Genomic DNA, 23,052 nt, shown 5'->3' on the forward strand with positions numbered 1-23,052 from the left:
GACTGAAGCCGGTTCTTCCGGCGGGTAGTGCCATGAACGGTCCGTTCCTTGCAAATTTCGCAAGGAACGGACCGTTCATGGCGTTCGGAGTGGGGACCACCACGTCCCTCGGGAAACGGCGGATGGGAGACTGCGGGGCGTGACTTCTTCCGGCCCCGCTTCCCAGAACCTCCCGCCCGACCAGGTCTTCGACTGGCTCGACGTGGAGGCGGAGAAGCGGGCCGAGGCCGGGCTGGTGCGCAAGCTGCGCATCCGGCAGGCGCAGGAACCGGAGCTCGATCTCGCGGGTAACGACTACCTCGGGCTCGCCAGGGACAAGCGCGTCGCCGGTGCCGCCGCGGCGGCCGCGTTGCGCTGGGGCGCCGGGGCGACCGGTTCCCGCCTCGTCTCCGGCACCACCGAGGTCCACGCCGAGCTCGAGCACGAGCTCGCCCGCTTCTGCGGCACGCAGGCCGCGCTGGTCTTCTCGTCCGGCTTCACCGCGAACCTCGGCGCCGTCACCGCCCTGTCCGGCGCGGATTCCGCGATCGTCACGGACAAGTACATCCACGCCTCGCTCATCGAGGGCTGCCGCCTGTCCCGTTCGGACATCGCCGCCGTCGCGCACAGCGACCCGAACGCCTTCAAACACGCGCTCGCGACCCGCCGCAAACCGCGTGCCCTGGTCGTCACCGATTCCGTGTTCTCCGTCGACGGCGACATCGCCCCGCTGGAGCGGCTCGCCGGCGTCTGCCGGGAGCACGGCGCGTCCCTGCTCGTCGACGACGCGCACGGCTTCGGCGTCCTCGGCGAAGGCGGCCGCGGTGCCGTCCACGCCGCGGGGCTCTCCGGCGCGCCGGACGTCGTCACCACGATCACGCTGTCGAAATCCCTTGGGGCACAAGGCGGTGCGGTGCTCGGGCCGCGTCGCGTGATCAAACATCTCGTGGACACCGCGCGCAGTTTCATCTTCGACACCGGCCTCGCGCCTGCCAGTGCCGCCGCCGCGCTGGCCGCCCTCACCGCGTTGAAGGCCGAGCCGGAGCTGGCCACCAAGGTGACCGAAGCCGCGGGAAACCTTGCCATGCAACTGAAATCGGCGGGTTTCCGCGTCGGTCTCCCCGACGCCGCGGTGATCTCAGTGCAGGCGCCGTCGCCGGAGGCCGCCGTCGCGTGGGCGGGCGCCTGCGCGGATCAGGGCGTGCGCGTCGGCTGCTTCCGGCCGCCGTCCGTGCCCGACGGCATCTCCCGCCTGCGCCTGACCGCGCGGGCCGACCTCACCGAGGCCGACGTGGACCGCGCGGTCGGGGTGATCACTGCTGCGGCGCCTCCCGGCGCCACATCGTGAGGTGCGGGATCCCGTCCTCCATGAACTCTTCGCCTTCGACCACGAAGCCGTACTTGGCGTAGAAATCCGTCGCGTACGTCTGCGCGTCGAGGACACACGGCGCGTCGCCGATCCCCGCGAGCGCGGTCTCCATCAGGCGTCCCGCCAGTCCCTTGCCGCGTGAGCGGACGGCCGTGCACACCCGGCCGATGCGGAAGGTGCCGCCGGCGTCCTGCAGCACCCGCAGGTACGAGTCGACGGCGACGGAACCCCCGATCCAGAGATGCCGGGTGCCGGGCAGGAGGTCACGCCCGTCGATCTCGTGATAGGCGCAGTCCTGCTCGACGACGAACACGTCCACGCGCAGGCGGAGGATGCCGTGCAGCTGCGCGGCGGTGATCTCGTCACCGGCGACGGACAGCGGGAACGACGAGGTCTCGATGATCGGGGTGTCGGTGGTCACGCCCACTTGTTAGCACATCGGACGTGAAGAAGGCATCGATCAGCCGAGCAGGCCCCGGTTCTTCTGCTGCGAGATGTCGTTCGCGAAGTGGGAGACACGGGTGTAGACGCCGGGTTTGCCCGCCTTCGCGCAGCCTTCGCCGAACGACACGATCCCGATCAGCGTGTCCCCCACCATGAGCGGTCCGCCCGAATCGCCCTGGCAGGCGTCGATACCGCCTTCGGGGTAGCCGGCGCACACCATGTCGCTCGGGTCGTAGCCCGAGTACGCGGTGCGGCAGGTCTTGTCGCTGACCACCGGGACGACCGCGCTGCGCAGGTAGTTCGAGCGCGCGCCGCCCTCGGCGACCCGGCCCCAGCCGAGGACCGTCGCCTTCGTGCCTTCCTCGTACAGGCCTGCGTCGCCGTTGTCCGCGACCTTCGCGGGCCGGTACGGCAGCTGCCCGCCGACCGTCAGCACCGCGATGTCGTCGCCCTTGCCGGGGTCGCCGCTGTAGTCGGGGCTGACCCAGATCCGGGAAACCCGCAGTTCCACGCCGTCCCGGGAGCGCTTGTCGTCCCGCCCCGCCACCACGCGGACATCGGCGCGTTTGACCGCGACCGCGCAGTGCGCCGCCGTCGCGACCGTCGTGGAACTGACGATCACCGCGCCGCAGAACTGGTTGCCGCCGCGATCGGCCAGGTAGACCGCGTACGGGTGCTGCGAGACCGAAGCCTTGCCGCCGCCCACGATCCTCGGCTGGGCCGCCTGCTCCGGGCCGTTCGCCGAGCTGTCGTCCGCCGCCGCGCTGGTGAACGCGACCGGCACCATCACGGCCGTCGCGAGGACCGCCCCGATCGCGAGCAGCAGGGTGCGACGTGACTTCTTGGGCATGTTCTGTCCCTTCACCGGGGCGTACGTACGGTCAAACCCTGGGAAGCCATTCGACTCCAGCGCGTACACGAGCGATCGCGAATACCCTAATCGGAGAAAGCCCGATGCGGTGTCACTGAAACGGGTGGACCTGTGCTCACCGAACGCATCTGCCACTCTGGACCCTGTGCGGGCTACGGCGACGGTTCTGGCGGCTACGGCCCTTCTGCTCTTCTCGTGTTCGAACCCGGCCCCGCCCGCGCCGCCCACTCCCGCGGTGACCAGCGCGCCTGCCGGAACCTCCTCGGCCGCAACGACTCCCCCCACCTCGGCCCCGCCGCCCGCCCCCGTCTGGCAGGTCGGCGCGAAGCCGCTTCCCTTGCGCCGTGACGGTTTCGGGCAGATCCTCCCGACTCCTCCCGTGCTGGCGAACCGTTCGCTGCCGACCACCGACCTGCTTCCCCCGCCCGCCGGGAACCGGTTCGCCGGCACGGTGAATCCCGTTCCCGGCGAGGTTCTCGCGCGCAGCACCTGGCAGGCGGGCTGCCCGGTCGCCGCCGGCGAACTGCGTTATCTCACGCTCTCGTTCTGGGGTTTCGACGGCCGCGCGCATACCGGGGAAATGCTCGTGAACGCGTCGGTCGCGAACGCAGTGGTCACCGTATTCGGGCGGTTGTTCGCCGCGAAATTCCCGATCGAGGAAATGCGGGTGACCGCTCCCGCCGAACTCACCGCTCCCCCGACGGGTGACGGGAACAACACCACCGCCTTCGTCTGCCGTCCGGCGCGCGGCCAGACGAACTGGTCCGCGCACGCCTACGGGCTCGCGATCGACGTCGACCCGTTCTGCAACCCGTACACCAAGGGCGACCTCGTGCTGCCCGAGCTGGCGTCGGCATACCTCGACCGAGGGAACCCGCGGCCCGGGATGATCCTTCCCGGCGACCGGACCGTGGCCGCCTTCGCCGCGATCGGCTGGACCTGGGGCGGCACCTGGACCACGCCGAAGGACCGGATGCACTTCAGCGCCAACGGGCGCTGAACCGGGAACAACCACCCGCCGCGACAAGTTGGCTAGAGTCGGAACCACCCCGCTCCCGCCGCAAAGGAAGACAGCGTGCCCCACTACGACCTGGTGATCGTCGGAACCGGATCGGGTAACTCGATCCTCGACCCGCGTTTCGCGGACTGGAACACGGCGATCGTGGAGAAGGGCACGTTCGGTGGGACCTGCCTGAACGTGGGCTGCATCCCGACGAAGATGTTCGTGCACGCCGCCAACGTCGCGGCCACCCCCGCCACGTCGTCGAAATTCGGCGTCGACGAGGAGCTGACCGGGGTCCGCTGGCGCGACGTCCGCGACCGGATCTTCGGCCGGATCGACCCGATCGCCGCCGGCGGCCGCGAGTACCGCGTCCAGCACGAGGACAACGAGAACGTCACCGTGTACGAGGGCGAAGGCCGCTTCACCGGGCACAAGGAACTTCGGGTGAGCTACTCCGACGGCCGCCCGGCTGAGACGATCACCGCCGACAAGTTCGTGCTCGCCGCGGGCGGACGTCCGGTGGTCCCGGACATCCCCGGCCTCGCCGAAACCGGCTACCACACCTCCGACACGGTGATGCGGCTCGACGAGCTGCCGTCGAGCATCGTGATCCTGGGCGGCGGGTACATCGCGGCCGAGTTCGCGCACGTCTTCGCCTCGTTCGGGGTGAACGTGACCGTGGTCAACCGGTCCGGCGCGCTGCTGCGTTCCGAGGACGACGACGTCAGCGCCCGGTTCACCGAGCTGGCCGCGCAGCGGTTCGACGTCCGGCTCGACCGGAAGACCGTCCGCGCGCGCAAGACCGCGTCGGGTGTCGCCCTGGACCTCGAAGGGCCGGAAGGCGCCGAGACCGTCGAGGCCGACGTGCTGCTGGTCGCGACCGGCCGCAAGCCGAACTCCGACCTCCTCGACGTCGCAGCCACCGGGGTGACCACGGGTGAGCGCGGGCACGTCGTGGTCGACGAGTTCCAGCAGACCGTGGTCGACGGGATCTACGCGCTCGGCGACCTCTCGTCGGTCTTCGAGCTGAAGCACGTCGCGAACCACGAGCAGCGCGTGGTGCAGCACAACCTGCTGCACCCGGACGACCGGATCGAGGCGGACCACCGGTTCGTCCCGCACGCGGTGTTCACCTCGCCTCAGGTCGCTTCGGTCGGGCTGACCGAACGCGAAGCGCGGGAGCGAGGCGTCTCGTACGTGACGTCCCACCAGGACTACGCGGGCATCGCCTACGGCTGGGCGATGGAGGACACCACCGGTTTCGCGAAGCTGCTCGCCGACCCGGCCACCGGGCAGCTGCTGGGCGCGCACATCATCGGCCCGCAGGCGTCTTCGGTGATCCAGCCGCTGATCCAGGCGATGAGCTTCGGTCTCGACGCGAAGAGCATGGCGCGCGGGCAGTACTGGATCCACCCGGCGATGCCGGAACTGGTCGAGAACGCCCTGCTGAACCTGCCCCTGGACTGACCCGGCGCGTTCAGTCCTCTAGATGCGGCTCATCCCGCCCGACCGGGACCATGTCGCGAAAGCCACTTTCAGGACATCACACGTCGCGAAAGTGGCTTTCGCGACACGTGCCACCTTCGCCCGGCGCGTTTAGTCCTCTAGATGCGTTCTCAGACGACGCGGTCGCAGGCGCGGGCACCGTTCCGCGCCGCGAGCGCGCTCACCGCGTTCATCTCGGCGTTCGAGGCGCCCATCAAGACGGCCGAGCGGGCCCCCTCCCCCGAGAACCGCTCGCCCGCCTCGACGTACCGGCGGATCGCCGCCAAGAACTCCTCCCGCGCGGACGCCGCCCCTCCTGGCACCGCGCGGACCCCCGTCGCCCCCTTGAGGACGTCCTTGGCGTCGTCCACCCTCGTCGCGACGTAGTGCTGCCACTTGCGCAGCTCCGTCGCGGCGTCCCCCTCCGGATCCGGCCAGTAGCGCTGGATCTCGGCGCCGCTGTCCTTCCACACCCGCACGCACACCCGGTCGACGGCGCGGTAGAACTCGTGCGCCGAGAGCACCTCGGGGGCCCGCTCGGGCACCACGGCGACGCACACCGCGGCGAAACACGCCAGAGCCGAGCCGTACGCCAGTCCCTCCACCACGCCGACCCCCAGGACCGAGTTTTTGAACGGGTTCAACTCGCTCAGGCTATGGCTCCGCCCCGGGATGGGTCAAGAAGTTTTTTGAACGCGTTCAGACGAAGCGGCGACGACCGGCGAAGGCGCCGAAGGTCATCTGCGCGGCGAAGACGGCGAGCATCATGATCCAGGGAACGGTCCAGCCGTGGGTGAGATCGTGAAGCAGCCCGAAGAGGAAGGGCCCGACGGCGGCCATCAGGTAACCGATGCCCTGCGCCATCCCCGACAGCCGAGCGGTGTCCTCGCCGGTGCGCGCCCGCAGCGCGATCACCGTCAGCGCGAGCGAGAAGACGCTCATCCCGAGCCCGATGAGGAGGCACCAGAGCAGCGGCGAGGCCGCGGGCGCGACCATCATGCCGACCATGCCGACGAAACCGGGAACGCCCAGCCCGACGATCCACGGGCTCTGACTCTTGTGCCGCGCGGCCATCGGCGCCACCACGAGACTGATCGGGACGGCGATGAGCGAGATCAAGCCGAGCAGCAGCCCGGAATCACCCTTGCTCACCCCCGCGTCGATCATCACCTCCGGCAGCCAGCCCATCACGACGTAGGCCAAAAAGGCCTGAGTTCCGAAGAAAAGCGTGACCATCCACGCAAGGGGGCTACGCAGGAGCGATCGCCCGCTACCCTGCTTGCCTGCCTCGGCGACGGGCGCTCGTCCCGCACCGCGGGCTGCGAGAATCCAGACGAGGAGTGCGAGCACCGCCAGTACCGACCAGGCGCCGAGACCTTGGCGCCAGCCGCCGAACGCGTTCTCCAAGGGAGGGGTGAGCGCGGACCCCAGGGCGCCCCCGCCCTGCAGAGCGGCGGTGTACACGCCGGTCATCATGCCGACACGTGCCGGGAAGGAGTCCTTGATGACGACCGGGATCAGTACGTTCGCCAGGGCGATTCCCGCCGTGGCCACCAGGGTGCCCCCGAGCACGACATACGGTCCGTCGAGCACGCGCAGCACCAGGCCGACGGCCAGCACGGAAAGCGCGGACGCGATGGCCGCGCCGATGCCGAACCGGCGGGCCAGCAGGGGCGCGGCGAGACCGGCCGCGGCGAAACAGAGGCCGGGGAGCGTGGTGAGCACGCCGGCCCAGGTCGCCGTGGCGCCGAGGTCGTCGCGCATTTCGCCGAGCATGGGGCCGACACTGGTGATCGCGGGGCGCAGGTTGAGCGCCACCAGGATCACCGCGACACCGAGCAGAACGCCGCCGGTGATCACTCCCGGCCGCCACTCCGTTTCGATCGAGCCTTCGAGTTCAAGGCTTTCGTCGAACGGGGCCACGGATTCTCGAGAGTCGACACGCACGTCGGCTAGTATCACATACATAGGATGATTGGATGAAGGGACAACGCTGTGCCATTGGCCACCACGCGCCGTGCCGGCCTGGTCGATCAGGTCATCGAGCAGCTGCGTGACGCCGTCACGCAGGGAGAATGGCCCATCGGTCAGCGGATTCCGACCGAACCGGAGCTGGCAGGGCAGCTCGGCGTCGGTCGCAACACCGTCCGCGAGGCCGTTCGCGCGCTCGCGCACACGGGGCTGCTCGAGGTCCGCCAGGGCGACGGGACCTACGTGCGGGCGACGAGCGAGGTCTCGGGCGCGATCCGGCGGTTGTGCGGTTCGGAACTGCGCGAGGTGCTGCAGGTGCGGCGCATCCTCGAGGTCGAAGGCGCCCGGCTCGCGGCCGCGTCGCGGACCGACGAGGAGGTCACCGAGCTCAAGTCCCTGCTCGAACGCCGCAACGCCGAGCTGCGCGAGGGGCATTGGGAGGATTTCGCCCGTCTCGACGCGGAATTCCACTTCGCCGTCGTCCAAAGTGGACATAACACCCTGCTGACCGAGATGTACCGCGGGCTCACCGAGGTGATCACGGCCAGCGTGGCCGCCACGTCGAACGTGACACCGGGCCGCGAGTACCTGCCGGAGATAGGGCATGAAGGCCTCGCCGAGGCCATCGCCGACCGCGACGCCGACCGGGCCGCCAGCGAGGCGTGCGGTTTCCTGGACGAACTCCTGGCCCGCATGGAGCAGGACGAGAGCTGACCCTTCAGCGCGTGAAGGCCCCCTTCCCTCGGCTGAGCCGAGGGAAGGGGGCCTTCACGCGCTGCGGGCGGTCAGGGCAGCGTGAGGATCTCCGCGCCGTCCTCGGTCACCACGAGGGTGTGCTCGAACTGGGCCGTCCACTTCTTGTCCTTGGTGGTGACGGTCCAGTCGTCGGCCCAGATGTCGTAGTCGATGGTGCCGAGGGTGATCATCGGCTCGATCGTGAACGTCATCCCCTGCTCGATCACCGTGTCCACCGACGGCTCCTCGTAGTGCAGAACGGTCGGTGCGGTGTGGAACGCCGGACCGACGCCGTGACCGGTGAAGTCACGCACGACGCCGTAGCCGAACCGCTTCGCGTAGGACTCGATGACGCGGCCGATCACGTTGAGCTGCCTGCCGGGGCGGACGGCCTTGATGGCGCGCATCGTCGCCTCGCGCGTGCGCTCGACCAGCAGCCGCGCCTCCTCGGAGACGTCACCCGCCAGGAACGTCGCGTTGGTGTCGCCGTGGACGCCGCCGATGAACGCGGTGACGTCGATGTTGCAGATGTCGCCGTCCTCGATCACCGTCGAATCCGGGATACCGTGGCAGATCACCTCGTTCAGCGAGGTGCAGCACGACTTCGGGAACGCGCGGTAGCCCAGCGTCGACGGGTACGCGTGGTTGTCCAGCAGGAACTCGTGGATCACCTTGTCGATGTCGTCGGTGGTCGCGCCGGGCTTGACGGCCTTGCCGCCCTCCTCCAGCGCCTGCGCCGCGATCCGGCTCGCGACCCGCATCGCCTCGATCACCTCGGGTGTGCGGACCCCGTTGCCCGTGTCGCGTTTCGGCGCCGGCCGGTCGACGTACTCGGGACGGGCGATGCTGGCGGGGACGACTCGCCGCGGCGTCTGGACGCCGGGCTTCAAGGGGGAGCGAACGGACATGGGCCCAGCCTACGACCTGACGGCTAACCGAGCCCCGTCAGGAAGCGCTGGGCGGCCTCGACCGCGGGCCTGGACGTTCCCGCGTCGGTCGTCAGCACCGCGAAGGCCAGGTCCCCGGTGTAGCCGACGAACCAGCCGTGCGAACGCGTGCCGTCGCCGAACTGGGCCGTCCCGGTCTTGCCCCGGACGTCCGGCAACGGCTTGAGCAGCGTCGCCGTGCCGTCGGTGACGACCTCACGCATCATCCCGCGCAGCGCGTCGAGCACCTCCGGCTTGATCGGTTTGCCGAGCCCGGACGACGTCGTGGCCATCCCTCGCACCAGCGTCGGCACCGGGACCTTCCCGGACTGGACCGTCGCGGTGGCGACCGCCAGCCCGAACGGGCTCGTCACGACGGTCCCCTGGCCGAACCCGTTCTCCGCCCGCTGCGCGACGGTGTTCGCCGGCGGAGCCGAACCGGTGATCGTGGTCAGGCCGGGGATCACGAAGTCGGCGCCGACACCCAGGTCGCGCGCGGCGTCGGTCAGCGCGGCGGGCGGCAGGTCGGTCGCGAGTTTCGCGAACGTCGTGTTGCAGGACTTGGCGAACGCCGTGGACAGCGGGACGACGCCGAGCGCGAACTTGCCCTCGTTCGGCACCGTCCGGTTTTCGAACGTGGCCGTGCCGGGGCAGTCGACGGGACTGTCCGCCCGGACCGAACCCGCGGTCAGGCCGGCGAGGGCGGTGGCCATCTTGAACGTGGAACCCGGTGGGAACCGGCCGGTGAGCGAGATCGCGCCCTGCGTGTCGGCCGGGGCGTTCTGCGCCACCGCCAGCAGTTCGCCGGTCGACGGCTGGATCGCGACCAGCGCGGAGGCCGTCGGGACCGGGGCGAGCGCCCGCTCCGCCGAACCCTGCGCCTTCACGCTGAGCGTGCTGACGACGGCGGGCGCCGGTTTGGGGTTCTCGGAGTGCAGATCGATGATCTCGCCGCCGCCCGTGTCGAGCGTGACGACGCGCCAGCCCGCCGAGCCCTCCACCTGGTCTTCGACGAGCGACCGCACCGCGGGCAGCACCTGCTTCCCGAAGTTCTTGTCGTCGGGCAGCAGCCTTTCCTGCTGGCTGAACCGGACGCCGGGCAGGTCGTAGATCTCGGGCTTCACCTCTTGATAGCTGTTCGCCCGCAGGCTCACCACCGGATAGCCGGAGCCGGGTTTGAGCGTCTTCACCCCGTCGCGGATCGACTGGCCGGTCACCGACGGCTCGAACCGGTTGAGCGCCGCGCCGAGTTTGTCGGTGACGGCCACCAGATCGCCGGCCTTCGCTGGATCGAGCACCACGCTGACGACCGTCTGCGGGCGCAGCAACGGCATCCCGTCTCGGTCCAGCACCGGCGCGAGAGCCGGCGGATCGGCTTTGAGCGCGATGCTCTGCTGGGCGGCCAGCTGCGGATGGAGCGCCGTCGGCAACCAGCGCACCTTCCAGCCGTCCTGCGTGGAATGGACCTGCGCGTCGGCCTTGTACGTCCAGGTCCGGCCGCGCGGCAGTTTCCAGGTGAGCTGGTAGGTCGCCGTCCCGTCGTCCGCCCCGGACGCATGCCGGACCTGCTTGTCCACGACGGTGATCGACTCGGGCGAAAGCGCCTTCCGAGCCATCTCCAGCGACGCGCGCGCGGCTTCCGGCGAATCGGTGAACGAGGCCGCGGCGGCGACGTCGCCGGAGGAGAGTCCGCCGAGGAAGCCCGAGATGGCGTCTTCGGGACCGGAATCGGCGAAGAGGCCGCATCCGGCGACCGAGAGGCCCACCACCCCCGCGAGCACGGCGACGGCGACACGACGACCTGCAGGCATGCCGCGAATCCTGCCAGCCCCGGCCCGCTCCGGCCGGACGCGACACGGTCTAGAACAGAACCGTCGCGTACCGGCCGACCTGCTGGAAACCGATCTTGCGGTAGGCGGCGAGCGCCGGGCTGTTGTAGGCGTTGACGTACAGGCTCGCCGTGCGGCCCATCCCGCGGACGAGCCTGGTCACCACGGACGCCGTCCCGGCCGTGCCGACCCCGCCGCCACGGCGTTCCGGATGCACCCAGACCCCCTGGATCTGGCCGACCGTCGAGGACATCGCGCCGATCTCGGCCTTGAAGACGACCTCGCCGTCCTCGAACCGCGCGAACGCCCGGCCGCCGGCGATCAGCTCCGCGACACGGGCGCGGTACCCGGCGCCACCGTCGCCGTTGCGCGGGTCGACGCCGACCTCCTCGATGAACATGGCGATCGCGGCCGGGAGATAGCGGTCGAGTTCCTCCGGGCGTACCGCGCGGACCAGCGGATCCGCGGCGACGGACGGAATCCCGTCGAGCGCCAGCAGCGGCTGGTCGTGCCGGACCTCACGGGCGGGGCCCCATTCCGGCTCGAGTTCGTCCCAGAGCCCGAGAACCTGCTCGGCCGGGCCGACCAGTGACGAACAGGTGCGCTGACGGCGCAGGGCGCGATCGGCGAAGGAACGCAGAGCGGAGGCGTTGCCGCGCAAGGGGATCAGGTTCGGCCCGGAGAAGCAGAGTCCTTGGAGCCTGCCCGCGCGAACGGGACGGGAATCGGCGGCCCAGAGCTCGCCACCGAGCCGCCAGGGGTCGAGACCCGCGGTCTCCACCCTGGCACTGACCATGCAGCTGCCGACCGGGTCTGTGGCGAGCGCGGCACGGACCGCGGGATAGTCCCGATCATCGAGCAGCCGTGCACCTGCAAGCCGCAACACCACTCCAGGGTGCCAGATCGGCGGCGTAAACGGAACGCAAGCTTCACGACACGCTGAGAGAACTTCGGCAGGTCGGGGCCACCGAGTGCTAGGAACGGTCCGTTCCTCGCAAATTTTGCGAGGAACGGACCGTTCCTAGCGTGGTCTCGACCAGTCAGCCGACGGTGACGGTGGGCTCTCCCTCGCCGATCGTCTGGCCCGACTCCTCGGCGATGCGCATGGCCTCTTCGATCAGCGTCTCGACGATCGCGTGCTCGGGCACGGTCTTGATGACCTCGCCCTTGACGAAGATCTGGCCCTTGCCGTTGCCCGACGCGACACCGAGGTCGGCCTCGCGGGCTTCACCCGGGCCGTTGACGACGCAGCCCATGACCGCGACGCGCAGCGGGACCTCCATGCCCTCCAGGCCGGCGGTGACCTGCTCGGCGAGCGTGTAGACGTCCACCTGCGCGCGGCCGCAGGAGGGGCAGGAGACGATCTCGAGCTTACGCTCCTTGAGGTTCAAAGATTGCAGGATCTGGATCCCGACCTTGACCTCTTCCACCGGCGGCGCCGACAGCGACACGCGGATGGTGTCGCCGATGCCCTGGCGCAGCAGCGCGCCGAACGCCACGGCCGACTTGATGGTGCCCTGGAACGCCGGGCCCGCCTCGGTGACCCCGAGGTGCAGCGGGTAGTCGCACTGCTCGGCGAGGATCTCGTACGCGCGCACCATGACCACCGGGTCGTTGTGCTTCACGGAGATCTTCACGTCGTAGAAGTCGTGCTCGGCGAACAGCGACGCCTCCCACAGCGCGGACTCGGCCAGCGCCTCCGGGGTCGCCTTGCCGTACTTGTCCATGATCCGCTTGTCGAGCGAACCCGCGTTGACGCCGATCCGGATCGGGGTGCCGTGGTCCTTCGCCGCGCGGGCGATCTCCTTGACCTGATCGTCGAACTTGCGGATGTTGCCCGGGTTCACCCGGACCGCCGCGCACCCGGCCTCGATCGCGGCGAAGACATACTTCGGCTGGAAGTGGATGTCGGCGATCACCGGGATCTGCGACTTCTTCGCGATCGCGGGCAGCGCCTCGGCGTCGTCGGCGGACGGGCACGCGACGCGGACGATGTCACAGCCCGCAGCGGTCAGCTCGGCGATCTGCTGCAGGGTCGCGTTGACGTCGGAGGTGAGCGTGGTGGTCATCGACTGCACCGAAATCGGGTGCTCGCTGCCGACGCCCACCGGCCCGACCTGCAGCTGTCGGGTCTTGCGACGCTCGGAGAGGACGGGAGGAGGAAGCGCTGGCATACCAAGAGCGACAGTCACGTCCTCAAGCGTACCTACCCCGATCGGCGGACATCCACGACGTCAGCCGTCACGGTGAGCAGCATTACCTGGGCAGCCCAACGATGCTGACAGCGCGCTCTCTCGCCGTCCTCCCGCGTCACTGGAACAGCTTGACCGGGTTCACGATGTCGGCGGTGACGGTGAGCAGGGTCACCGCGCCGCCGATGAAGACGAGCACCATCGTGACCGCGGACAGCTTCGTGTAGTCGACCGGACCACCCGCCGCCTTGCCGCGCAGTTTGCGGAACCAGTCCCGCACGCGCTCGTACCAGACGACCGCGATATGCCCGCCGTCTAGCGGGAGCAGCGGCAGCAGGTTGAACACGCCGATGAAGAAGTTCAGGCTCGCCAGCAGGAGCACGAAGATCTCCCACAGGCCGCGCTCGGCGGCCTCGCCACCGATCCGGCTGGCGCCGACCACGCTGACCGGGGTGTTCGGGTCGCGCTCGCCGCCGAAGATGGAGTCCACCACCGCCGGGATCCGCGACGGGAACTCGATCAGCCGCTTGGCGGTCTCGGAGAACATCGTGCCGGTGAAGGAGAACGTCGCGCCGACCGCGTCGACCGGGCCGTAGGCCAGCAGCGGCGGCGCGGTGTTCTGGACCGGCGAGGCGCCGATCATGCCGACGTCCTTGACGGTGGTGTTGTTGGAGCCGTCGGCGACCAGCCGCTGCACGCGCGGCACGTCGACGGTCAGATTCAGCGTCTGGCCGTTCCGTTCGACCACGAACGGCGTCGGGCCACTGGCGACCTGGACGGCGGCGAGCATCTCGCGCCAGGTCTTGATCGGCTTGCCCGCGACGGAGACGACCTTGTCGCCCGCCTGGAGACCGGCGGTCTTCGCGGGGGTCGGGGCGTTCGGCGGGCAGGTGGTGTCGTTCAGCTGCTCCACCGTGGTGGCCGCGCGGGCGCAGGACGTGGCGCTGATCACGGCTTCGGTGGGAGCGGCCTGCGCGGCCGGGTTCGGCAGGCCCATGGTGACGGCCATCAGGTAGAGGATGACGAACCCGAGGATGAAGTGCATCGCCGAACCCGCCGACATGACGACGGTGCGCTTCCAGGTCTTGAAGCGCCACATCGCGCGCTTCGACTCTTCCGGGGTGACCTCGTCGAGCGCGGTCATGCCCGCGATGTCGCAGAACCCGCCGAGCGGGATCCACTTCATGCCGTACTCGGTCTCACCGCGGCGGAAGGAGAAGATCGTCGGCCCGAAGCCGACGAAGTAGCGCCGGACCTTCATGCCGAAGGCTTTGGCCGCCCACATGTGGCCGGCCTCGTGCAGTGCGACGGACAGGCAGATGCCCAGCGCGAACAGCACGATCCCGAGAATGAAGACCACGCGCTACTTCCCCTTACCGATCAGCGCACCGGCACGCGCGCGAGCCCAGCGCTCGGCAGCAAGTACGTCATCCACGTCGCGAGGTTCGCGACGCCATTCGTCGGCGGCTTCCACCACCTGGGCAATAGTGTCCACAATCGAGGTGAAGCCGGTGTTCTGTGCCAGGAAGGCGGCCACCAGCTCCTCGTTCGCCGCGTTGTAGACCGCCGGGACGCAGCCGCCCACGGTTCCGGCGTGCCTCGCCAGCTCGACGGCGGGAAACGCGTCGTTGTCCAGCGGCTCGAAGGTCCAGCTCGCGGGCTGGTCCCAGACGCACGCGGCCGCGGCGCCGGGCACGCGGTCCGGCCAGTGCAGCGCCAGCGCGATCGGCAGCCGCATGTCGGGCGGGCTGGCCTGGGCGATCGTCGAGCCGTCCACGAAGGTCACCATCGAGTGGATGATCGACTGCGGGTGGACGACCACGTCGATGCGGTCGGTCTCGATGTCGAACAGGAGCTTCGCCTCGATCAGCTCCAGCCCCTTGTTGACCAGGGTGGACGAGTTGATCGTGATGAGCGGGCCCATCGACCAGGTCGGATGCGCCATCGCCTGCTCGACCGTGACGTCCGCCAGCTCCTCGCGCTTGCGCCCGCGGAACGGACCGCCCGAGGCGGTGAGCACCAGCCGGGCGACCTCGGACTCGCGGCCGGCGCGCAAGGCCTGCGCGATCGCGGAGTGCTCGGAGTCGACCGGGACCAGCTGGCCGGGCTTGGCCGCGGCCAGGACCAGCGGCCCTCCCGCGATCAGCGACTCCTTGTTGGCCAGCGCGAGCGTCGCCCCGGTGGCGAGCGCGCGCAGGGTCGGCGGGAGCCCCTGGGAGCCCGGCAGCGCGTTGAGCACGACGTCGACCGGGGTGGCGTCGATCATCTCGACGACCGCGTCGGCCCCGGCGAAGATGCGCGGCAGCTTGAAGTCGCCGCGGTTGTAGCCGCGCTTCTGCGCCTCGGCGTACAGCGCGAGCTGCAGGTCTTCCACGGCCGTCGGCCTGCTGATGGCGACGGCGTCGACCTGGTGCGCCAGGGCCTGGGCGGCCAGCGCGGCGGGGTCGGAGCCGCCCGCGGCGATCCCGGCGACCCGGAACAGCTCCGGGTTACGGGCCGCGACGTCGAGGGCCTGGGCGCCGACCGATCCGGTCGAACCGAGCACGAGCACACTTCGCGAGGTAGTCATCGGGGCTCATTGTCGCTTGGGGCCCGTCGGGCGCGTGCAGCCAGGTGTGGGATCATTCGCGGGCAAGCGGACCATCGGGTTTTGAGGAGTTGATCGTGGCGAGCAAAGCGGTCGAAAAGCGCGGCCGGGTGGGCGTCGACACCGTCGACCCCCGCGACGAGCCGTCGGCCGAGTGGGGCTGGCACGGTTCCTTCCCGAAGGCGACGCGGATCGCGGGCTGGCTGAGCGCGATCATCCTGCTGGTGATGCTGTACGGCAACCACCACGGCTGGACCGAGAACCTGTGGCTGATCGGCCTGTCCCTGCTGCTCGTGTTCGGCCTCGTGCTGGACATCCGCAAGCAGCGCACGGCCTGGCGCAAGTAACTTCTTCACAGCTCAATGGCCCCTGTCCACCTTCGTGGGCAGGGGCCATTGGCCGTTCTGAGACCACAGCTCGCCGACGATCCTGACCGCGTCGCCCGCCTCGACCCCGTAGCGATGCCGGTACTTCGCCGCCGGCCGCTGGACGACCGCTGCGACCTCGCCGATGGCGACGTTGTTCCAGGAGTCGTTCGGGTAGAACTGCCTCATCACGGCGAGGAACCGGCCGGTCGCCCAGACCGGGTCCGTCCGCTGCTCGAAACTCCCCCAGCTCGCGCGCTGCTGGAAGAGCCCGACCGAGTCGCCGAGGCCGCCGTCGAGGTTGGCGATACTCGACTCGACGATCACCGTGGCGATCGCGATGGCCGCGGCGCGATCGTTGAGCCCCGATCTCTGGACGGTCTCGACGATCACTCTGGCGCACGAGGTGTTGTACGGGTTCATGTAGCCGCGCATCTTGGTGGTGAGCTGCTGGTTGAGGCTCTTGGCGGCGTCTCCGTCGTCGGTCGACGCGCCCGTCTGGACGCAGGGCAGGGCGGTGTGTTCGACCTGGTCCGGGCGGATCTCGGTGGGCGGGAGGAGAACGAGGGAGAGGGCGAGGTACGCGGCGGTGAACATGCGGCTCCAGGTGATCTTGAGGGGCGATTCGTGTTCTAGCCCGAATCGGCGGTCACGACCACCTGGACCGCGGCGGTTCCCTCCGGCGGTACATGAAGGTGTGAAGGTCGAGTTTCCTCGGCTGAGCCGTGGGAAGGGGTCCTTCACGCGCAACCTTTGTGGCTGCCGCGACGTGAAGGCCTCCTTCACTACCTTCAGGGTAGGCAAGGAGGCCTTCACGGACCGACGCAAGGCAGCGCGCCCACGTGAACGGCTACCCGACGACCATCCTTTTGGGTTAGGTTCCCCCTCATGAAGCTGCGCTGGGGTGTCACCGCTGTCGTTTCCGCTCTCGCCGCCGTCCTGCTGCCCGGCGTGGCCACCGCCGCGCCCGCCCCGGCGTCCCTGCCGATCGTGCGCTGCGAGTTCACCCCGACACCGGAAAACCCCGCCGCCCGCCCGGTCCTGCGCCCGCTCCCCTTCGCGTTCACGCGCGGCACCGTCGACGTCACCTTCCGCTTCAACTACGGCCCGGTGACCGTGCGCCTGAACCGCGCCGGCGCCGCTCCGTGCGCCGTCCACAACCTGGCGAGCCTGGCGCTCCAGCGCTTCTACGACCACAGCCAGTGCTGGCGCCTCACGAACTCGTCGCGCCTCGGCGTCCTTCAGTGCGGCGACATCTACGAAGCCGAGAAGGGCGGGCCGGGCTACAAGTTCCCGGACGAGGTCGACGGCACCGAGACCTACGAACGCGGCACCATCGCCATGGGCAACCAAGGCCCCGGCACCAACGGCAGCGAATTCTTCATCGTGCACTCGTTCGCGAACATCCCGAAGAACTACTCGGTGATGGGCAAGGTCGTGCGCGGTATGGAGGTGCTGGACCGGATCGTGGCGAACGGCATCATCCCGACCGATCCGAACGGGCCTGCCGACGGCCTGCCCGCGAAGCCGGTGAAGATCCAGAAGGCGACTGTGGGTTTCTGAGTTCACATACCGAGCGGGTCACCGTTCTGGAGACGGATCTTTCATGATCTGGTTCGGCGAGCGCCGCCACGAGAATGCGGTCCGATCACGCCTTTCGTCACTGGCGGACGAAATCTGTGCGAGAACAGGCGAAGTACTCGCCGAGGAGTTCAGCGGCGGTTCGGGGATCATGGGCTCGCCCATCAGCCTGGTGATCGTCTCGCTCCGTCCGGACCCGGACGGCTCCGCGGCTGGAACCGTGCTCGACGCCGCCCGTTCCGCCGGGTACGTTTCGCCGCACCAAATTTCGCTCACGCCGAGCCGCGGCTACCTGTTTCGCGGCCGTACCGGCCTTCCCGAGCTGTCGATCAGCTTCACCTCCGCGGGCCAGTGGATCGCCAACCACGGCGAAGTCCCGAAAGGGCGAGTCGGGGTCACCTTCAGCATCAGCGCGTAGACGAGGACGAGTAGTTCCTCGCGACGAAGCGCTTCCCGCCCCTTGACTGCTCTCACGATGCGGGAAGCCGAAACCGTCCCGGCCAGCAGGTGCGCAATTCAGGCGAAGTGCCCTTGTCCTGATCCGGTAGTCTTGGGCACCAAGGTCGAGAGGCGCTGCAACGGACCGCCGGGTCCGCCACGCTCGGCCCCGGACTTCACCGCAAGGGCGCCTCCCACGACATGGGAGGAGCGCTGGATGGAAACGACCGCCCTGCGAAAGCTGCTGGATGAGCGCATCGTCGTGCTCGACGGGGCCTGGGGGTCGATGCTCCAGAACGCCGGTCTCAAGCCAGAGGACTACCGCACCGAGCGGTTCCAGGACCACCCTCGTGACATCACCGGCGACCCCGACCTGCTGAACATCACCCGCCCGGACGTCGTGCTCGACATCCACCGCCAGTATCTGGACGCCGGCGCGGACATCACGACCACGAACACGTTCACCGCCACCACGATCGGCCAGGCGGACTACGGGCTCGAGCACCTCGCGTACGAGATGAACCTCCGCGGCGCCCAGATCGCCCGCGAGGCGGCGGACGCGGCGGGCGGGAAGTTCGTCGCCGGATCGGTCGGCCCGCTGAACGTCACGTTGTCGCTGTCGCCCAAGGTCGAGGACCCGGCGTTCCGCGCGGTCACCTTCGACGAGGTGTACGCCGCGTACGCCGACCAGATCAAGGCGCTCGCCGAGGGCGGCGTAGACCTGCTGCTCATCGAGACGATCTTCGACACGCTCAACTGCAAGGCCGCCATCGCCGCCGCCCGCGACGTCGCGCCGCATCTGCCGCTGTGGATCTCGGTGACGATCGTCGACCTGAGCGGCCGGACGCTGTCCGGGCAGACGGTCGAGGCGTTCTGGAGCTCCATCGAGCACGCGGATCCGCTGCTCGTCGGCGTCAACTGTTCGCTGGGTGCCGAGGAGATGCGCCCGCATATCGCCGAACTGTCCCGCCTCGCGGGCACGTACACCGCCTGTCACCCGAACGCGGGCCTGCCGAACGCGTTCGGCGGCTACGACCAGACGCCCGAGGAGACCGGCGGGCTGCTCGGCGACTTCGCCACGGCCGGGATGGTCAACGTCGTCGGCGGCTGCTGCGGCACGACCCCCGCGCACATCAAGGGGATCGCCGACGCCGTCCGCGGGATGGCGCCGCGGCACGTCCCGGCCCCGCAGCCGCACACCCGGTTCAGCGGGCTCGAGCCGTTCGAGATCGGCAAGGACACCGGGTTCGTCATGATCGGCGAGCGGACCAACGTCACCGGATCCGCCAAGTTCCGCAAGCTGATCGAGGCCGACGACCACCAGGCCGCCGTCGACGTCGCGCTGGAGCAGGTCCGCGGCGGGGCGAACCTGCTGGACGTCAACATGGACGCCGACCTGCTCGACAGCGAAAAGGCGATGACCACGTTCCTGAACCTCATCGCCACCGAACCCGAGGTCGCCCGGCTGCCGATCATGATCGACAGCTCACGCTGGACGGTGCTCGAGGCCGGGCTGAAATGCGTGCAGGGCAAGGGAGTCGTCAACTCCATCAGCCTCAAGGAGGGTGAAGAGCAGTTCCTCCAGCAGGCCCGGCGCATCCGCGACTACGGCGCGGGCGTGGTCGTGATGGCCTTCGACGAGCAGGGCCAGGCCGACACCGCCGACCGGAAGGTCGAAATCTGCGCCCGCGCTTACGACCTGCTGACGCAGCAGGCCGGTTTCGTCGCCGAGGACATCATCTTCGACCCGAACGTGCTCGCGGTCGCGACCGGTATCTCCGAGCACAACGGGTACGCCAAGGCGTTCATCGACGCGCTGCCGCGGATCAAGGAACGCTGCCCCGGCGTGCACATCAGCGGCGGTATTTCGAACCTCTCCTTCTCCTTCCGCGGCAACAACGTCGTGCGCGAGGCGATGCACTCGGCCTTCCTGCTGCACGCGGTGCGCGCCGGGCTGGACATGGGCATCGTCAACGCCGGGCAGCTCGCGGTCTACGAGGACATCCCCAAGGACTTGCTGGAGCTGGTCGAGGACGTGCTCTTCGACCGCCGCGAGGACGCCACCGACAGGCTGGTCACGTTCGCGGAAACGGTCAACGGCAAGGGAACCAAGCGCACGGTCGACCTCTCCTGGCGCGAGAACACGGTCGAGGCACGGCTGAGCCACGCGCTGGTGCACGGCATCGTCGACTACATCGAAGAGGACACCGAGGAAGCGCGCCAGAAGCTGCCGCGACCGCTGGAGGTCATCGAAGGCCCGCTGATGGACGGCATGAAGATCGTCGGCGACCTGTTCGGGTCCGGCAAGATGTTCCTGCCGCAGGTGGTCAAGAGCGCGCGCGTGATGAAGCGGTCGGTGGCCTACCTCGAACCGTTCATGGAGGCCGAGAAGGAGAAGGCGCGCCTCGAAGGCCGGATCGAAACCCGCCAGGGCAACGGGAAGGTCGTCCTGGCGACGGTCAAGGGCGACGTGCACGACATCGGCAAGAACATCGTCGGCGTCGTCCTCGGCTGCAACAACTACGAGGTGATCGACCTCGGCGTGATGGTTCCGGCCTCGGTCATCCTGGACACCGCCGTCTCCGAAGGCGCCGACGCCATCGGGCTTTCGGGCCTGATCACACCGTCGCTGGACGAGATGGTCAACGTCGCCGCCGAAATGGAGCGGCGCGGGCTGAAGCTGCCGCTGCTGATCGGCGGCGCGACCACGTCGCGCCAGCACACCGCGGTCCGCATCGCGCCCGCGTACGAACACACGACCGTGCACGTCCTCGACGCCTCCCGCGTCGTCGGCGTCGTCGGCGACCTGCTCGACGCGGATCGCGCCGAAATCCTCGACAAGAAGAACCGCGAGGACCAGGAAGAGCTGCGCGTCCAGCACGCGAACAAGCAGCGGACGCCGTTGCTGACGGTCGAGGAGGCGAGGGCGAACCCGGAGAAGGTCTCCTTCGACGACATCCCGACGCCCGCGTTCACCGGCGTCAGGTACGTCTCGCCGTCGCTTACCGAGCTGCGCGAGATGATCGACTGGACCTTCCTGTTCCTGGCTTGGGAGCTGAAGGGCAAGTACCCGGCGATCCTGGACAACCCGGTGGCGCGGGAGCTGTTCGACGACGCGAACACCCTGATGGACCAGATCATCGCCGAAGAGCGGTTCCAGGCCAAGGGCGCGTACGCGTTCTGGCCGGCGCATTCCGAGGGCGACGACATCGTCCTGGAGTCGGGCGTCAAGTTCCCGATGCTGCGCCAGCAGACCAAGAAACCGCTGTCGCGGCCCAACCGCTGCCTGTCCGACTACATCGCCCCGGCGGGCGCGGGCGATCACCTCGGCGGCTTCGCGGTCACCATCCTCGGCGCCGAGGACTTCGCGGCGGAGTTCGAGGCGAAGCAGGACGACTACCGCGCCATCATGGTGAAGGCCCTCGCGGACCGGCTCGCCGAGGCGTTCGCCGAGCATCTGCACCTCCAGGCGCGACGGGAGTGGTTCGAACCGGACGCCGAGCCGAAGCTGGAGGACCTGCACGCCGAGAAGTTCCGCGGCATCCGCCCTGCGCTGGGGTACCCGGCGAGCCCGGACCACAGCGAAAAGCAGGAGCTGTTCGATCTGCTGGACGCGGGCAGTTTCGGCATGGCGCTGACGGAGTCGTTCGCGATGACGCCGGCGGCGAGCGTCAGCGGCCTGATCTTCGCCCACCCCGATTCGCGGTACTTCACCGTCGGACGGCTCGGCAAGGACCAGGTCGAGGACTACGCGGCCCGCCGCGGCGTCGAACTGTCCACTGTGGAGCAGTGGCTGCGCCCGAACCTCGCCTACGAGCCTGAATGACACAATGACCGCGTGACTGCCGAGGGCTCGGACTTCCTGCAGCTGGACATCGGGGACGCTCCGCCGGGGCGCCGGTCGGACTGGCTGGCGTCGCGGTTGCGGCACGCCATCTCCGACGGCCGTCTGCCGGTCGGCAGCAGGCTGCCCGCGACCAGGGCGCTGGCCGCGGACCTGCGTGTCTCGCGTGGCGTGGTCACCGAGGCCTACCAGCGGCTGGTCGAGGACGGGCACGTCGCCGGACGCGGCCGCGCGGGCACGGTGGTCGTCGCGGCACCGGCGAGGACCAAGGAGCAGACGACGTCCGGTCCCCCGGCCGCGGGCACGATCTTCCGGCCCGCGCCCGGGATCGGCGTCTTCGACTCGCTGCGGTCGACCCCCGCGCGGATCGACCTGTCCCCCGGCGTGCCGGATCTGACGGCGTTTCCGCGAACGGCCTGGCTCCGTGCCGAACGCACGGTGCTCAACGATCTCTCGGCGGCGGACTTCGGCTACGGCGATCCGCGGGGCGCGCCCGCGCTGCGGCTCGCGATCGCGCACTGGATCGCCCGCACCCGCGGCATCACCGCCGACGCCGACGACGTGCTGATCGTGGCCGGTGTCGCGCAGGGTCTCGGGCTGCTGGCCCAGGTGCTGGCCGACAACGGGATCTCCGAGATCGCCGTCGAGGATCCGAGTTCCCTGGGCGCGCGGCAGCATCTGCACGACCGGCGGCTGGCGACGCCGCCGATCCGGGTCGACGAAGACGGGGTGGACGTCGCCGAGCTCGTGCGCAGCGGCGCGCCCGCCGTGCTGCTCACGCCCGCGCACCAGTTCCCGACCGGGGTCGTGCTCGGCGGGGAACGCCGTCGCGAACTCATGCGCTGGGCCGCGGACGGCGGGCTGATCATCGAGGACGACTACGACGCCGAGCACCGCTACGACCGTCCGCCCGTCCCCGCGCTGCGCTCGATGCTCGCCGAACAGGTCTGTTACGCGGGCAGCGTGTCGAAGTGGCTCGCGCCCGCGCTCCGGGTGGGCTGGATGCTGGTCCCGCCGCGGTACCGGGACGAGGTGGTGGCGGCCAAACGGTTCGCCGACCTGGGCAACGCCGTTCTCCCGCAGCTGGTGCTCGCGCATCTGATGGAGTCCGGCGAGATGGAGCGGCAGCTGCGGTTCGTGCGCAAGCGGCATCGCCGCCGGCGTGACGCGATGATCGACGCGCTCCGGACGCATCTCCCGGACGCCGTGGTGCACGGCGCCGCCGCCGGGCTGCACCTGACGATCACCTTCGACGCGGAGTTCTCCGATCTCGACTTCGCCGCCGCCGCGCTGGAGCAAGGCGTGAAGGTGCAGCCGCTGTCGTGGCACTGTCAGCGGCCGATGAATCCGGGTCTCGTCCTCGGTTACGGGGCGAGCCCGGCGAGTGACATCGCCGAGGGCATCGCCACCCTGGGCAAGATCGGGCGCTAGCC

The 23,052-nt window shown here is 69.5% G+C and carries 20 protein-coding genes; 9 read left to right on the forward strand and 11 right to left on the reverse strand.

From position 1 onward, the window contains the following. Nucleotides 1-139 precede the first annotated feature (139 nt). Nucleotides 140-1,327 carry an 8-amino-7-oxononanoate synthase gene (locus ACOCEP_RS00395; RefSeq protein WP_482335208.1) on the forward strand — a complete coding sequence of 396 codons (1,188 nt, stop codon included), beginning with the start codon at nt 140-142 and terminating at the stop codon, nt 1,325-1,327. Here ACOCEP_RS00395 and ACOCEP_RS00400 read toward each other — a convergent pair. Continuing rightward, entirely contained in the window at nt 1,293-1,775 is a 483-nt protein-coding gene (locus ACOCEP_RS00400; protein ID WP_482335209.1) for a GNAT family N-acetyltransferase, read from the reverse strand. The two genes, ACOCEP_RS00395 and ACOCEP_RS00400, sit on opposite strands and share 35 nt — an antisense overlap. A gap of 33 nt (nt 1,776-1,808) precedes the next feature. Then, nucleotides 1,809-2,642: a S1 family peptidase gene (locus tag ACOCEP_RS00405; RefSeq protein WP_482335210.1), complete on the reverse strand. Its 834-nt coding sequence runs from the start codon at nt 2,640-2,642 to the stop codon at nt 1,809-1,811. Nucleotides 2,643-2,898: 256 nt separating this feature from the next. On the opposite strand from ACOCEP_RS00405, the gene ACOCEP_RS00410 reads away from it, so the two are divergent. Continuing rightward, a complete protein-coding gene (locus ACOCEP_RS00410) occupies nt 2,899-3,663 on the forward strand; it encodes a M15 family metallopeptidase (protein WP_482335211.1) in 765 nt (254 codons plus the stop codon). 75 nt (nt 3,664-3,738) lie between these two features. Then, entirely contained in the window at nt 3,739-5,133 is a 1,395-nt protein-coding gene (locus tag ACOCEP_RS00415; protein ID WP_482335212.1) for a mycothione reductase, read from the forward strand. Nucleotides 5,134-5,282: 149 nt separating this feature from the next. On the opposite strand, the gene ACOCEP_RS00420 is transcribed toward ACOCEP_RS00415, so the two are convergent. Both ACOCEP_RS00420 and ACOCEP_RS00425 read right to left on the reverse strand, forming a co-directional pair. Continuing rightward, entirely contained in the window at nt 5,283-5,795 is a 513-nt protein-coding gene (locus ACOCEP_RS00420) for a hypothetical protein (RefSeq protein WP_482335213.1), read from the reverse strand. Nucleotides 5,796-5,850: 55 nt separating this feature from the next. Then, nucleotides 5,851-7,098, reverse strand: coding sequence for a CynX/NimT family MFS transporter (locus tag ACOCEP_RS00425; RefSeq protein WP_482335214.1), 1,248 nt, complete (start codon nt 7,096-7,098; stop codon nt 5,851-5,853). 48 nt (nt 7,099-7,146) lie between these two features. Between ACOCEP_RS00425 and ACOCEP_RS00430 the strand changes: the two genes are divergently transcribed. Further along, the gene (locus tag ACOCEP_RS00430) at nt 7,147-7,836 is read left to right on the forward strand and encodes a FadR/GntR family transcriptional regulator (protein ID WP_482335215.1); all 690 of its coding nucleotides are present in this window, start codon (nt 7,147-7,149) and stop codon (nt 7,834-7,836) included. Between the two features lie 71 nt (nt 7,837-7,907). On the opposite strand, the gene map is transcribed toward ACOCEP_RS00430, so the two are convergent. The 6 genes from map to dxr all read right to left on the reverse strand — a co-directional run bounded on the left by map (nt 7,908) and on the right by dxr (nt 15,373). Then, nucleotides 7,908-8,765, reverse strand: a complete 858-nt coding sequence (gene map, locus ACOCEP_RS00435) for a type I methionyl aminopeptidase (RefSeq protein WP_482335216.1) — start codon at nt 8,763-8,765, stop codon at nt 7,908-7,910. Nucleotides 8,766-8,788: 23 nt separating this feature from the next. Further along, nucleotides 8,789-10,594 carry a penicillin-binding transpeptidase domain-containing protein gene (locus ACOCEP_RS00440; RefSeq protein ID WP_482335217.1) on the reverse strand — a complete coding sequence of 602 codons (1,806 nt, stop codon included), beginning with the start codon at nt 10,592-10,594 and terminating at the stop codon, nt 8,789-8,791. Between the two features lie 49 nt (nt 10,595-10,643). After that, a complete protein-coding gene (locus ACOCEP_RS00445; protein WP_126736053.1) occupies nt 10,644-11,498 on the reverse strand; it encodes a GNAT family N-acetyltransferase in 855 nt (284 codons plus the stop codon). A gap of 154 nt (nt 11,499-11,652) precedes the next feature. Further along, complete coding sequence (ispG, locus tag ACOCEP_RS00450; RefSeq protein ID WP_167373562.1) at nt 11,653-12,804, reverse strand: flavodoxin-dependent (E)-4-hydroxy-3-methylbut-2-enyl-diphosphate synthase; 1,152 nt, start codon at nt 12,802-12,804, stop codon at nt 11,653-11,655. Between the two features lie 118 nt (nt 12,805-12,922). Next, nucleotides 12,923-14,164, reverse strand: coding sequence for a M50 family metallopeptidase (locus ACOCEP_RS00455; RefSeq protein WP_482335218.1), 1,242 nt, complete (start codon nt 14,162-14,164; stop codon nt 12,923-12,925). Nucleotides 14,165-14,167: 3 nt separating this feature from the next. After that, nucleotides 14,168-15,373: a 1-deoxy-D-xylulose-5-phosphate reductoisomerase gene (dxr, locus tag ACOCEP_RS00460; protein WP_482335219.1), complete on the reverse strand. Its 1,206-nt coding sequence runs from the start codon at nt 15,371-15,373 to the stop codon at nt 14,168-14,170. 95 nt (nt 15,374-15,468) lie between these two features. Here dxr and ACOCEP_RS00465 point away from each other — a divergent pair, with 95 nt between their 5' ends. Further along, nucleotides 15,469-15,738: a DUF2631 domain-containing protein gene (locus ACOCEP_RS00465; protein WP_034311011.1), complete on the forward strand. Its 270-nt coding sequence runs from the start codon at nt 15,469-15,471 to the stop codon at nt 15,736-15,738. Nucleotides 15,739-15,750: 12 nt separating this feature from the next. Here the strand turns inward: ACOCEP_RS00465 and ACOCEP_RS00470 are convergent, their stop codons facing one another. Next, nucleotides 15,751-16,353: a hypothetical protein gene (locus ACOCEP_RS00470; RefSeq protein WP_482335220.1), complete on the reverse strand. Its 603-nt coding sequence runs from the start codon at nt 16,351-16,353 to the stop codon at nt 15,751-15,753. Between the two features lie 291 nt (nt 16,354-16,644). Here ACOCEP_RS00470 and ACOCEP_RS00475 point away from each other — a divergent pair, with 291 nt between their 5' ends. The 4 genes from ACOCEP_RS00475 (at nt 16,645) to pdxR (ending at nt 23,050) form a co-directional block, all read left to right on the forward strand. Further along, nucleotides 16,645-17,319 carry a peptidylprolyl isomerase gene (locus ACOCEP_RS00475; RefSeq protein ID WP_126736058.1) on the forward strand — a complete coding sequence of 225 codons (675 nt, stop codon included), beginning with the start codon at nt 16,645-16,647 and terminating at the stop codon, nt 17,317-17,319. A 43-nt stretch (nt 17,320-17,362) separates the two neighbouring features. Continuing rightward, the gene (locus ACOCEP_RS00480) at nt 17,363-17,755 is read left to right on the forward strand and encodes a hypothetical protein (protein WP_482335221.1); all 393 of its coding nucleotides are present in this window, start codon (nt 17,363-17,365) and stop codon (nt 17,753-17,755) included. Between the two features lie 237 nt (nt 17,756-17,992). Further along, a complete protein-coding gene (gene metH, locus ACOCEP_RS00485) occupies nt 17,993-21,601 on the forward strand; it encodes a methionine synthase (RefSeq protein ID WP_482335222.1) in 3,609 nt (1,202 codons plus the stop codon). Between the two features lie 12 nt (nt 21,602-21,613). After that, complete coding sequence (gene pdxR, locus ACOCEP_RS00490) at nt 21,614-23,050, forward strand: MocR-like pyridoxine biosynthesis transcription factor PdxR (protein WP_482335223.1); 1,437 nt, start codon at nt 21,614-21,616, stop codon at nt 23,048-23,050. Nucleotides 23,051-23,052 lie beyond the last annotated feature (2 nt).

The organism is Amycolatopsis sp. CA-211722 (assembly GCF_056828465.1).

Coding starts and splice junctions, on each gene's coding strand:
- ACOCEP_RS00405 (WP_482335210.1), bottom strand. CDS start 2,642: ATGCCCAAGAAGTCACGTCGCACCCTGCTGCTCGCGATCGGGGCGGTC.
- map (WP_482335216.1), bottom strand. CDS start 8,765: ATGTCCGTTCGCTCCCCCTTGAAGCCCGGCGTCCAGACGCCGCGGCGA.
- ACOCEP_RS00440 (WP_482335217.1), bottom strand. CDS start 10,594: ATGCCTGCAGGTCGTCGTGTCGCCGTCGCCGTGCTCGCGGGGGTGGTG.
- dxr (WP_482335219.1), bottom strand. CDS start 15,373: ATGACTACCTCGCGAAGTGTGCTCGTGCTCGGTTCGACCGGATCGGTC.
- ACOCEP_RS00470 (WP_482335220.1), bottom strand. CDS start 16,353: ATGTTCACCGCCGCGTACCTCGCCCTCTCCCTCGTTCTCCTCCCGCCC.
- ACOCEP_RS00475 (WP_126736058.1), top strand. CDS start 16,645: ATGAAGCTGCGCTGGGGTGTCACCGCTGTCGTTTCCGCTCTCGCCGCC.
- ACOCEP_RS00480 (WP_482335221.1), top strand. CDS start 17,363: ATGATCTGGTTCGGCGAGCGCCGCCACGAGAATGCGGTCCGATCACGC.
- metH (WP_482335222.1), top strand. CDS start 17,993: ATGGAAACGACCGCCCTGCGAAAGCTGCTGGATGAGCGCATCGTCGTG.